The sequence below is a fragment of the Butyricimonas hominis genome, assembly GCF_014287455.1.
Classification (GTDB): domain Bacteria; phylum Bacteroidota; class Bacteroidia; order Bacteroidales; family Marinifilaceae; genus Butyricimonas; species Butyricimonas muris.
Window position 1 is genome coordinate 706478 of the sequence record NZ_JACOOH010000001.1, and the last position, 13159, is coordinate 719636.

Genomic DNA, 13159 nt, shown 5'->3' on the forward strand with positions numbered 1-13159 from the left:
TATTCGTCTTTTTATTTACACGTTATAATCAATAAGGGAAACATGGACCAAATCCATACATAGGTCCCAGCATGGCAGTCATATTCACAGCCGCCTGACAAACATACCGCACACTTCTCAGTTTGCCTTCGCCGGAGAAAACTGTTATAGGTTCCCCGTAAGGTTGTCCTCCGCGTATATTATACAAATACACGGTATAATTATCACCTTCCTGTGTCCCGACCACTATGTTGTCAAAATTCAACGATGTATCCCCGAATAACCCCATGTTCCAATATTGATTGGAGAAATAAGAAATTGTAGCTCCTTCCGGGATGCCGGTTATCGGAATCTCCATTTCACTCTCGGCATCAAAATTATAACCGTATAATTTATTATCATGCACACAATAAATCAATGTTCCCGTCAAACCGTTGCCCGCAATAATATCCCCTTGAGCCAAATGCAAATTAGATTTTAAAGGCCTAATCTCCACGATATTTCCCCCGGAAAGCAAATACAAATACCGGACTCCCGAAGTTTTATCCTGACACAGGAAATAGATCATCTCACTTCCTCCCACGTAATTAAGTCCACTCGACAGGCATTCCAAATTATCTTGATTCACTTCCGTATTGAACTCAACTTCCGATACACCGGAACAATTATAATCCACCGTCATGACACGATGTTTACTATTATTCCAGTATACATGACCTCCGAATCCCCCGTTCACTATTTGCACATGCTTACTGCTTTCACTATCCAAGGGGAAGCCCATTTTACCGCTATTTTCATCGGTAGAAGCAGAACGGATGCCTTTACTGGAAAAATAAAATATTCTCGAAAGACTTCTAACCATACAATAAGGGGACTCATCGGCCTCCATTTCCTCGAAAAGTAAATTCGAATTATCAAAAACTTTCAACATATCCACCGTACGGAAACAGGCAAATTTATTCTGTTCCGTGGTAACACATACCGTGTTGCCCGTTGCCATTACGTTCTCTTCCGTATCAATAAAAGCCTGCCCGAAACACACGGACAAATTACGAGGAGCCCCAATCAACGGTTCCCCTTGCGAGTTCGTCAAAAGATCTGGAACAAGACCGTCTTGTGTATATACGTCCAATTCCGAGTTCCCTTCCGCCGTTTCTTTCAAGATGTAAAAACCTTGAGAAAAAGTCGTGGAAACAGCTAATTTCATCTCTTCCGCAACTGAATAACCGTTCTCTTTAGCCGTCACTTCAAACACAACCGTGTAATTCCCGGCCGCCAAATTTATCTCGTACGATAAATTCTTCACGGAATCGATTTTATTCGTCCGGAATCCCTCTTGTTGATCCTCTTTATAAATATACCACGCGTAAGCTAACTGCTCTTCCGAATATTTCGTCTCGATTTTCGGTTCCCGTTCCAATTTATTTCCACTATAAGAGATAATTGAAGCATCTTTCAATGTATCAATCGCAATATCGCCAATCTCTCTGGTTGCCAAACTACTATCATCATCGTAACAGGCAACTAGCCCGAACAATGTAAACAATACGGCTAATAAAATATATTTTTTCATACTATCATCCATTAAATTATCAATTCCAAGATTTCGGTTCAAAACTTACCGGGGTACCGTCTTCTTCTTTGTAAGGTTCCTTATTTTCCGCTATCCTTTTGGCATTCTCTTCCTCTAACTTCCGAGCAAACCATCCTGCCAGATAATCGACATAAGCACTGTCACCCTCCATCAGTTCCTTGATATACTCGTCATCCCATTTCTCGTCTGTCCATTCTATCATCAAACGATGTTTTTCTGTTCCGTAAAGGCCAAATAAATAATCACAATAATATTCCTCCCATACCGAAGGTTTCGTCAATTTTGCAGAGATTGACAGCACACGGACAGTCAATCCCGCATATCCCGGTTTAAAATAACCGTTATCCTTGAATGTAAATTGTAACGTGACATCTCCATTCTCCAATGAAGGATCCTTTTTTACAACCACCGGAATTTCCGTTATCGTTTTACGAGCAGGGATGATGTAGTATTTCGCTTTCAACTCTTCATTCGTGAAGGCGACATAATGTACATCCGCTTTCGCATCATTCTGCCCGGTAAGAACCTGCTCCAACTCCAACGGTCGATCTTCATCCGACACGAAACCCATCGTTGATATTTTGAACCAAACCGTATCAACGTCCACATCTTCCCCGGCATACACGAATGAATACGAGGCGTATCTCATCTCGTCCGTAACCTTTTCCGTTTCCACGATAGTTCCGTCATAATTGTAATAAACGAAATTTAACCAGCAATCCGACGTACTATACACCGGCAAATCTTTTTCGCAAGAACTCATCCCCAAAAGTAGGATACAACCGATCATTATATTTATCAACTGTTTCATAATCATTTACTTTATTTGAGAATTAGGATTATATTCGGTTTCCGGCAAAGGAAGAATATATACTTTCTCGTCAGCCGTCCCATTACCCCAAAGCATACTTGCCGTTCCGGTTCTCTTGTAGGTATAGAACATCTGCCCCTCTCCATAAAACTCCCGGCGATACTCGTTCACGATCTCCTTGGGAACATCGTTCAAGGAAGAAAATCCCGCTTCATTCAACACCACGTTATGAGCCAACATGTAATCCGTATACCACCCGTTTATCTCATCCAAATCGGAAGATGTTTCCATAGCAATCAAATAAACTTCGGACATACGCAACATCGGAATAATCTGATAATACAGCATTTGATTTTCAGCATCATCCGCGAAATAATACTTCGTGATCGCCGCATATAGGCTAGCCGACGCATCTTTCACGTTCCGGTTCCAGCAATTCAAATATCTGTTATGCGAACCCGTATTCTGTCCCGCGTACAAATCTGTCAACATCGAATGGGAGACAACCAAATGTCCCGAACCAACCTGCACGTCTGTCTGATTTCCAAGCAAAAATTCCGTCGAGTAGGTTTTCACGTTATATTTACTGAGATACAACAGGCATTCGGACGGGCAAGTCTTATACCCTTTTGCGATATCCGTTTCGCCACTCATTGTCATGACAGGTTTTCCATCCACACCTTTGGCGTCTATAATTCCTTTCGCCAACGCGTAAGCCTTTTCTTTTTTTCCCAAATAAAGGTACATTCTGGCTTGAATTGCTTTCACCGCCCAATAGTTCATTCTAGCTTGACGATAATACATATAACTGTCATTCAATTCATTCCCGCTTACAGAATTCAAGTTGGAGAAAGTATATTGAAACACCGGATCACTATCTTTCAAGAAAGATTCCGCTTTAACCAAATCGCTTTCTAGTTTTGCCACGTAAGCATCGAAACCATAGTAAGCAGGCATTTCGTCAATAGAGGTAGTTTCAGAATAGGGTAATTCAACTTGTTGGCTTGCTCCTTGCGGCATCTGCCCGAACAAGCGAAGCACATCCAACTGACAAAAAGCACGGATGGCGTAAGCCTCTCCCGTAATCACGGCACGAGCCGCCGGATCTTCGATGACATCACCATTTTTCTCGGCGTACTTAATAATCATATTAGCCTGAGCAATCACGTTAAACAACCCGGCATATATCGTTTTGATCGCGGCCTTAGAATAATCACTCGTGTAATTATGTTCCATCAAATCATTATCCTCGTAACGAGTCGAATTACGGAATTGATACCAAAGATTTGCCAATGATTCGATATTAGACATTGTCAATCTCTCCCCGTAAATATCTTGACCGGCTAAACTCATGTAACAACCCGTGAGAGCATCCTGAAATCCCTTGTACGTGGTAAACAAGTCTTTGTCTTTCTGTTCCGTGTCCGGCCGCACATCCAACCAATCATTACAGGAAACGGAAAACAAAGCCATGACTACCGTTATGATATATAATCTTTTCATAAATACAGTTTTTAATATTACATGTTAGAATAAGAACTTAATATATCCTTGAATATTACGAGCATACGGGTAACTGGTTCCGCGCTCCATTTTAATGGATGACAAATGCAGAATATCAGACATATTCACGCCAAAAGTGATAGAACCGGCACGAGTATATTTCTGAACCCAAGGAGAATCCCAACGATATTGTATCCCGACAGAAGATATCTCGAACACGTTATCATTCATCACGAAACGGGATGTCGCACGAGTTTGGGTATTACTCAGTTGCTTGAAGAACGTCACGTCACCCGCTTGAAACCACCGGGCTTTTAGCACACGGGCGTCCACATTTTGGCTAGTCAAGGTATTTTTTGTCACCTCCACCTTGTTCAACAAAGTTTCATTATACGCTTTACCTCCCCAGTAATAAGAACAGGCAACATTCACCGTCAACCCCTTCCACATGAACAGGATACTACCGTTCCCCCGGTATTTCTGCTCTTTCGCACCCAAATACACCTTATCCGACGGCTTCCAAGTATCCGTGATATTTCCGTCCTTATCAAGAAAAATCTCGTTACCCGTACTTGGGTCAATCCCCAAAGAACGAACAGCATAAATAGCGTTTTGCGGGCGTCCCTCGTAGAACAAGTTGCTCACGTCCACGTCCTCTTGTAAATACAATTCATTCTGCGCCTTAATCGCCTCCGAAAGTTTCGTGATACGATTCTTATTATATACCAATTGCCCGCTAAACATCAAAGTAACCTCCCGCTCATAATCACGAATAGCATACCCGCTCAAAGCCAACTCCCAACCATTATTCTTCACCTCCCCGACATTCGCGATATAAGAAGAGTAACCCATGGACAATGGCAAATCCATACTGGAAAGAAGATTTGCAGTCTTTTTCGTGTACACGTTCAATTCACCTTTCAAACGCCCTGCCCACAAACCAACTTCCATACCTACATTCAACTCGTTCGTTTTTTGCCACGTTAACCTCGGATTTCCCCATCCTTGCAGAATCGCCCCGTTCCAATTCATATACTTGTTATCCGTGGAATACTTGTAAGTTGTCGATGCCCCGGTAGATGACCCCTGCTGCGAACCTGTTTCACCGTAAGACCCCTTCAACCTCAGCATGGTTATTACCGGATGACCTTGCAAGAAAGACTCGTTATGCAAATTCCATCCGATACCGGAACTCCAGAACGGGGCATACTTCTTGTCACTCCCGAACGTGGAACTACCGTCAACCCGGTAAGCCAAATCCACGTAATAACGACCGTCATAAATATAATTCACGTTCCCGGTCAACCCGAAACGGCGGGTACTTGTTTTCAATCCGTTAGGAATCCCGTCTTTCATATATTGTCGGGCATTCCCCAGAAAACTCATATCTTCACTCGAGAATCCTTCCAACTCAAAACTATACGAACGAGATTGAGTCTCCGCCAATGACCAATCAATACCCACGGACAAAAGATGTTTTTCCGCAAAAGTTCTATTATACGTCATCGTGACATTTCCGCTGTAACTATACTCTTTCCCGGTTCCGTAGCGATATAACCCTCTACGAAAAAAACCTTCATCCGTGGCATATTCCGCTTTTTTATCCCCGGTTGTGAAATAAGAATGCTCTGCCGGTAAGAAATAATCACTACTATTATCCGTGCTGGAAATACCTAATTGCCCCCTCAGCATCAATCCTTCCATAATATTCCACTCGATCGAGAAATTATTAGTCAATGATTGATATCCCGTTTTATCAAAAGAATTTAACGAGGCATCATACAACGGATTCTGCCTATCCAGATCACTATAACGAAAACCGTCAAAATAACGCACGAGATTACCGTTCTCATCATATGGCGCATCATACGGCTGTTGTTCTGCATAAGTACTGAACGAACCATACCTGCTTTCGCGTCCCCGATTCATCCCGTAAGACGTGTAATTCTTGAAAATCAAATTATCAATCGTATACATCAACGTGATCGAACCATTGAAATTACGCCGGGAAGAACCTTTCATCGCCCCGACTACATTTTTATACGCCAAAGAACCGCTCCACCGAAATTGTTCACTTCCCCCTTCCATTCGCAAATTATAATGAGATCCCACGCCCGTGTGTAAAGGCTTACTCAACCAATCCGTGTCAACCCCTGCAAGTACAGCCTTCAAACGCTTGTTATATCTTTCCGTGTATCTCACGTCATTTCCCGGTAAAGAAGACTCGTACAACCCGGACATCTTTTCCAACTGAAGCTTCTCTGCAGCATTTAACAGGTCATAAGAACTCAAATCCGGCGCCTCGATATCCATCCCAATCTCCGCGTTAATCCTCAATTTACCTGCCTCCGGTTGTTTGGTAATTACCACTATCACACCGTTCGATCCCCTTGAACCGTAAATAGCCGTGGCCGCCGCATCCTTCAATATGTTGATCGATTCAATCTCATCATCATTATAGTCCATCAATTTCTCCAGCGTGATCTCGAAACCATCCATGATAATCAAGGGAGTATTAACAGCATTAGATGCACTCTCGTTATACTCCTGCACGCTCATGGGCAATGAAGAATTACCCCGGATATTGATTTGAGGAATAGCGTTCGGGTTACTTCCGACCGCATTATTCACCATAAAATTCAACGATGCATCAATATTTTTCAATGTCTGCAACACGTTTTGTCCCTTGTACATTTTCAATTGCTCTGAAGTAATGCTTGAAACGACCCCCGTATAACTTTCTTTCGCTTTCTTGAAGATACCGGTAACCACGACCTCATCAATCTCTGAGGTCTCATCTTCCAATGTCACGTTAATTACATCCTTGTCTGCATATACGACCTCTTTCGAAGTCATGCCGACAAACGAAAAGACCAGCACCGGTTTCTCCTGTCCGGCCGTCAACGTGATAGAATAATTTCCATCAACATCCGTGGCAACACCCAACGTCGTACCCTTGATACGCACGGTCACTCCCGGAAGCGGATTATTCTGCACGTCGACCACCTTCCCGGTAATCGTCAACTTCTTCACCTCTTCTTTTTTCGTTTCTCGTTTTATAACATAAACTCCGTCAAGCACCTCGCAAAAGAAACCCTTCCCTTTCAACACAGCATCAATAGCCTCTTTTACCGAAACATCTTTCAATGACACAGGACCGCACATCACTTTTTCCAATTGATTCTCGTTAAAAATAATCTGTACTCCCGTCGCATCCTTAATATAAATCAGAACATCACTCAGCGGTTCCGATTTCACGTTCAACGTTACTGTTTTCGATTGCGCCCAAATGGCACTCGAAACAGTAAACGTTAATAACAGAATGAAAACAACGCGTAATTTCATGCCCGAAAACATTTTTCTTAAATTAACAGGAATACCTTGCCTGTCAAACCGATTTTTTTTCATACTTTTGATTGTTTACATGTTAACATTAATGTGAAACTTGTTAGAGGTACGAGTTTAGGTCGCCAAACTTACGACTCGTACTTTTTTATCTTTTCATAACCACAATACTCCGGCCTTTTATCTCAAACTTAATATCACACCCTTCTTCAAAAAAGCGTAATAAAGTTTCAATTTTGGCATAACGATTCAATGTCCCCGTGAAATACAACTTTTTCAACGTCTCATCACTAAACGAGATATCCACGTTGTACCAACGCATGACATCATTCATGATCTCATTCAAAGGACAACGTTCGAAACGGAATTGTTTACTTTTCCAAGCAATCTCGTTATCAACCTTCACTTCCTGAACAACCGGATTCCCGCCATTTTCATAACTGATCTGGAACCCCGGTTTGATTTTTATATAATTCTCCTTGTCGTCTTTCTTGCAAAATCCCACGCTTCCCTCCACCAAAGTAGTTTTTATCTCCTTTTCCCCCATGTACCTCTTCACATTGAATTCCGTCCCGTAAACCCTTACATTTCCCAAATCTGTTTCCACCACAAACGGACGTTCCGTATCATGCGCCACCTTAAAATACGCTTCTCCCGAAAGAATCACCCGACGTTCCCGTCCCTTAAGATTCACGGGGAATTTTAATTCCGAATCCGCATTCAGCCAAATCTCACTCTTGTCACTCAATACCACATGATACTCACCCCCCTTGGGAATAATAACCGTGTTGTACGCCAACTCACCTGCCTCCCCATCCCCCATGAAAGTGATTTTTCCCTCGTTTCGTATAATTTCCGCCACCCCTATCGCCAATCGAGCCGTGTCTGTCGTTTTATCCAAGTTTACATTCGTCCCGTCAGCCAGTACTAGAATTGCTTTGCTCTCCCCCGGGGTAATCTCTGCAACCGTTACATTTTCCTCCTCTATTGCCCGATTCTCTATCATAAATATTCCCCCGATACCCAGTAATAACACAGCCGCAGCACTCCAACCTAACCATTTCCGACGTAAAGTCAAACGCCGTTGTCGTTTCTGCTCTTTCAACATGCTATCCAATCGCAACATGACTCTCGGCATATTCGTTTCGTGTACCACATCCTCATTCCATTCGGCAACCATCCGTTCATAATACTCCCGATGCTTCCAGTCTGTCATCCATTCTTCAAAAGATGCTTTTTCCTCTTCTGACAGCTCCCCGTTCATGCCCCGCATAAGTAAATTCCAATCTATATATTCATCCTGCTTCATATACTTTATATTTCCATTTTCAAGTATAATATCCACACAACTCCAAAACGGGGGACAATATTTTTATCTTTTTTGTCAAAGAATCGAGAATATAAATAAATTTGTAATCAAAATCCATTTCACATGAACGAAGAAATAAATATCAATGAACTTGGAAAAAGAATCAAAAGGCGAGATGAAGAAGCCTTTCGTGTCATGTACTTGGAATATTTCTCAAAATTCCAACATTACGCCATGCGTTACCTTTACGACTGGGATGAAGCGGAAAATCTTGTACAAGAAGCCTTCTTCACGTTATGGTGCAACTTGGACAAATACAATGAAAACCGTAATATCATCGCTTACTTGCTCACGATTGTCAAAAACGCTTGTCTGAAATATATCCGTGATCTTAAAATTCACGACAATAACCAAGACAAGATGATCGAAGCCATTCTCTTTTCTAACCTCCCGGACGAAGAACCGGACGAAAATCTGCATCGCCGTTTGAATCAAATCCTCACCCAATTACCGGAAAAACAAAAAGAGGTGCTATTAAAACACGCAGTAGAACACAAGACTCTCCCTTCTATCGCCAAAGAGCTGGATATCGCCGAATCAACCGCAAAAACACATTATAAACGGGCTATCGCAATCCTGCGCAAAAACTTACAATTTATCATCTTTGGATTTTAAAAAGAAAGACTTGACAGCAAAACACCATCAAGTCTAACCGTACCCCCGGGCAGAATCGAACTGCCATTTAAAGTTTAGGAAACTTCCGTTCTATCCGTTGAACTACAGGGGCTCCTAATCGAACTGCAAAACTAATCGAAAAAAACGTTAGTTCCAAATAATATTTTTCAATTCACAAATCCGCAGATTCAACTCTCCAATACAACTTTTCAAGTCATTTTTTTCGAAAAGCCTCAAATACATATATAAATCCGTTCAAGTATAAAAAAAGCTACCAGCCAAATAGCCGATAGCTTTGCTATGAAAAAAGAACCTCACCAAGTTCTCCATCATCGTGTAATCATTTTCCGACAAATCTCCCCTAATTCTGCCGTCCGTTGTTCAATACACCGGAATCATCTTCTATCACGTACACTCCCAGTTCATTAGCATTAAAAGCACCTTCCGGACAAATCTCTCGTCCGTTTTCATAAATCTTCCCGTCAAATTCACCCTTCCCGTTCATCCATTCCCAAATTTCGGGATACACGTCTTTTATATGTTTCATCTCTTGCGGGTAATTAAACCAATCTTTACCACACACTTGATTGTTTTTGTCTTTATATTGCATTCCCGTTTCGGTAATCACCAAACCGTAAGGCAATTTATCCTTATCCAAAGATTCTTTCAAGTGATTCACGGATAAAGCGTATATTCGAGTCCCACCGTCCACTTCAATAAACCATTCTACTCTCATAGCCCCTTCCCCGTTAATCTTGGATATATCCCAACTTCTTATCGTGGAACCGAGAAAGGTTCTATTCCGGTCAAAATTTACTTCATTGAACATGACATTAAGAAACCCCTCATACTCTTTGTCATCCTGCTCTTTCCCGTAATTGAACATTTGTTTTCGGCAAGTCTTGTCTTTCGTGATCAGGCCACTGAAGATTTGCTTACTTCCTTTATAAACGTCACATCCCAACTTTATCTCTTTTGTAGAACCTAACGCAACCGGTTGTACCCCGAAGCCAAAGATGTTTCCCGATTGCTGGTATTTCACGTGAATCACGAGATCATTATAATCATAGTCACCCACCCAAGAATCCTCGAAACAAATCACTTGAAACAATCGGAATTGATTTTCTCCTACAATATTCGGGAATTTATCATCAAAACCTCTGGACAAACTTCTTCCCCCAAGATCTTCATTCTTATCCGCGTAAGAAACTTTTGCCTGCACGCCTTTAGGAACAAGTATCGGAAACTCCGAATACCCAATGGCTACCGTATCTTCTCCCACGGTTACTATAGTTACTTTCCCGTCCTTCACCGGAACATTAAATTCTTCCGTTGTAATAAAACGAGAAACATCCTCCTTTGTAAGGTCACTTTTTAAGCCGTCGGAACAGGCTCCGAACATTACTCCGGCTACCAAAACAGATAAAACTTTTCTCATACACACCTTTTTAATTAATTACCTGAGACAAAGGTATGAATTTTATTTCTTTACCGGAGTCACTTTTAAGATATAATTGTCGAAAAGTACACTATTTTGTTATATCTTAAAACACACAACTGACACAAATAACCTTTATTCCCGTGTGTATCACTCGTTATCTCCGCTTGTCTAAAAATTAAATTATTACTAAAACAGCCTTAAAACATCGAAATTGAAAGTTTTGCAATCGATTTTATTAAAAAATTGATATGAAAAATTTTATTTCAAAAACTTATTATTAACTTCGCAACACAAATACATAACAGCGTATATTCACTTTAAAACAGATAAACATGGTTAGCGACTACAAAGAAATTCTATCAGACAGCGCCAAAGGAATGAAGCGCTCTGCTATCAGGGAGTTATTAAAGTTAACTCAAAAACCGGAAATCATTTCTTTCGCCGGGGGACTTCCCGCCAAAGAATCTTTCCCGTTAGAACAATTACAGGAGATTTCCGCGGAAGTAATCGCCACGGATGGTGCTGCCGCTTGTCAATACGGTTCAACCGAAGGTGTTCCGGAATTATTGGAAATTCTGGCTCAACGTTATCGTGACCAAGGATTAAGTTTTGTTACCAAAGAAAATATCACGATGACCACTTCTTCTCAACAAGGATTGGACTCTGTTGGTAAACTTTTCTTGAATCGCGGAGATAAATATATTTGCGAATTGCCCTCTTATCTTGGTGCTTTAGGTGCATTCAACTCTTACGGCGGCGTTGGCGTAGGAATCCCTCAAGATGAACAAGGTATGAGTGCCGTGGAATTGGAAAAAACTTTGGCTGAAATGAAGGCTAAAGGTGAAAAACCGAAATTTATTTATCTGATTCCGGACTTCCAGAATCCCGCCGGTATGACTATGCCGGAGGCCAGAAGAATGGAAATCCTGAGCATTGCCAAGAAATACGACATCTTGATTATCGAGGATAGCCCTTACCGCGAATTACGCTTCACGGGTAAACCGCAACGTATGTTGTATGATCTGGACAAGGGTGAAGGTAACGTGATCACGTTGGGAACTTTCTCTAAAATTTTCTTACCGGGATTCCGTATGGGTTGGGTTCTCGCTCACCCGATGGTAATCGACAACTTCGTGAAAGCAAAACAAAATACAGACCTTTGTACTTCCGCGTTCTTGCAAAAAATCACGGTGAAATTCTTCCAGAAGAACTACTTCGATGCCAACGTGAAGAATATCGTTGAAATGTATCGCAAGAAACTGGAGGCCATGTTAGGTGCTTTCGAAAAATACATGCCGGAAGGTGTTACATGGACTCGTCCGGAAGGTGGTTTGTTCTTGTTCTTGAACTTGCCGGAAGGATACGACGCAGAAGAATTGTTCCAGATCGCCATCGAGAAAAACGTGGCATTCGTTCTCGGAACCGTGTTCTTCGTGAACGGTAAAGGCAAAAACACCATGCGTATCAACTTCTCGTACATGAGCGAGGAAATGAACATCGAAGGTGTGAGAAGACTTGCCGAATCTATCAAAGAATTGTACGCAAGACATAAATAATTTAGAATTTAAAATTTAAAGTTTAGAGTGGAGTATATGAACAAAATTCATATATTTCACTCTAAATTTTAAAACTCAAATTTAAATGAAAATAGTTATTCAAAGAGTTACACGTGCCAGCGTCACGATCGAGCAACAATTGTTTTCTTCCATAGGAAAAGGGATGCTTATATTGGTGGGCATTCAAGCTGACGACACGGATGAAGACATCGCGTGGCTCTCTTCCAAAATAGTGAACCTTCGTATTTTCGATGACGAAAACGGAGTAATGAACAAATCCATCTTAGAAACGAGTGGTGAAATCCTTGCTGTCAGCCAATTCACACTGATGGCTCGCACGAAAAAAGGCAATCGTCCATCGTATATTGACGCCGCTCCACCGGCAATCTCGATTCCCTTGTACGAAAAATTTGTCTCCGTACTAAGCCAAGAACTTCATAAACCGGTGCAAACCGGTCAATTCGGTGCAGAAATGAAAGTAGAACTCGTCAATGATGGTCCGGTGACTATTATTATTGATAGCAAAACCAAAATTTAAAAATGAAATGACTATTTTTGGGACTTTCAAATTAATTCACTTTTAAAATTATAACACTTTGGATGTCGCAGAATTACAAACAGCAGTAGACGCATGGATCAAGACGCATGGAGTCAGATACTTCAGCGAGTTGACGAACATGACGATTCTCGTGGAAGAAGTCGGGGAATTAGCCCGGGTGATAGCAAGGAAGTACGGGGAACAATCCTATAAAGAAGGAGAAGTAGATAATTTGGCCGAAGAACTAAGCGACGTGTTGTGGGTCTTGGTGTGTCTGGCAAATCAAACAGGGGTGGATTTGAACGAGGCCATAAACAATAATTTTGCCAAAAAAACGGCAAGAGATGCTAATCGGCACAAAAAAAATCCCAAACTCTTTAAAGATTAACCACATTTATCCTACTTTTG

The 13159-nt window shown here is 41.6% G+C and carries 10 protein-coding genes and 1 tRNA gene; 4 read left to right on the forward strand and 7 right to left on the reverse strand.

What is annotated here, in order from left to right:
* Nucleotides 1–28: 28 nt before the first annotated feature.
* From H8S64_RS02755 to H8S64_RS02775, 5 genes are all read right to left on the reverse strand, one after another.
* Complete coding sequence (locus tag H8S64_RS02755) at nt 29–1552, reverse strand: PKD-like family lipoprotein (protein WP_186974850.1); 1524 nt, start codon at nt 1550–1552, stop codon at nt 29–31.
* A 19-nt stretch (nt 1553–1571) separates the two neighbouring features.
* Nucleotides 1572–2384: a DUF4843 domain-containing protein gene (locus tag H8S64_RS02760; RefSeq protein ID WP_186974851.1), complete on the reverse strand. Its 813-nt coding sequence runs from the start codon at nt 2382–2384 to the stop codon at nt 1572–1574.
* Nucleotides 2385–2390: 6 nt separating this feature from the next.
* On the reverse strand, nt 2391–3887 hold the full coding sequence (locus tag H8S64_RS02765) for a RagB/SusD family nutrient uptake outer membrane protein (RefSeq protein WP_186974852.1): 1497 nt from the start codon (nt 3885–3887) through the stop codon (nt 2391–2393).
* 24 nt (nt 3888–3911) lie between these two features.
* Complete coding sequence (locus H8S64_RS02770; RefSeq protein ID WP_186974853.1) at nt 3912–7295, reverse strand: SusC/RagA family TonB-linked outer membrane protein; 3384 nt, start codon at nt 7293–7295, stop codon at nt 3912–3914.
* 85 nt (nt 7296–7380) lie between these two features.
* Entirely contained in the window at nt 7381–8541 is a 1161-nt protein-coding gene (locus H8S64_RS02775; protein WP_186974854.1) for a FecR family protein, read from the reverse strand.
* 123 nt (nt 8542–8664) lie between these two features.
* Between H8S64_RS02775 and H8S64_RS02780 the strand changes: the two genes are divergently transcribed.
* A complete protein-coding gene (locus H8S64_RS02780; RefSeq protein WP_099291294.1) occupies nt 8665–9216 on the forward strand; it encodes an RNA polymerase sigma factor in 552 nt (183 codons plus the stop codon).
* Nucleotides 9217–9256: 40 nt separating this feature from the next.
* Here H8S64_RS02780 and H8S64_RS02785 read toward each other — a convergent pair.
* Both H8S64_RS02785 and H8S64_RS02790 read right to left on the reverse strand, forming a co-directional pair.
* A tRNA-Arg gene (locus tag H8S64_RS02785) sits at nt 9257–9328 on the reverse strand.
* Between the two features lie 249 nt (nt 9329–9577).
* Entirely contained in the window at nt 9578–10654 is a 1077-nt protein-coding gene (locus H8S64_RS02790) for a hypothetical protein (protein WP_099291295.1), read from the reverse strand.
* Between the two features lie 335 nt (nt 10655–10989).
* Between H8S64_RS02790 and H8S64_RS02795 the strand changes: the two genes are divergently transcribed.
* The 3 genes from H8S64_RS02795 to H8S64_RS02805 all read left to right on the forward strand — a co-directional run bounded on the left by H8S64_RS02795 (nt 10990) and on the right by H8S64_RS02805 (nt 13139).
* Nucleotides 10990–12213 (forward strand): aminotransferase-like domain-containing protein, encoded by a 1224-nt coding sequence (locus tag H8S64_RS02795; RefSeq protein ID WP_099291296.1) that lies wholly within the window; start codon nt 10990–10992, stop codon nt 12211–12213.
* A gap of 85 nt (nt 12214–12298) precedes the next feature.
* On the forward strand, nt 12299–12751 hold the full coding sequence (gene dtd / locus H8S64_RS02800) for a D-aminoacyl-tRNA deacylase (RefSeq protein WP_186974855.1): 453 nt from the start codon (nt 12299–12301) through the stop codon (nt 12749–12751).
* A 58-nt stretch (nt 12752–12809) separates the two neighbouring features.
* Complete coding sequence (locus H8S64_RS02805) at nt 12810–13139, forward strand: nucleotide pyrophosphohydrolase (protein ID WP_186974856.1); 330 nt, start codon at nt 12810–12812, stop codon at nt 13137–13139.
* Nucleotides 13140–13159: the final 20 nt, after the last annotated feature.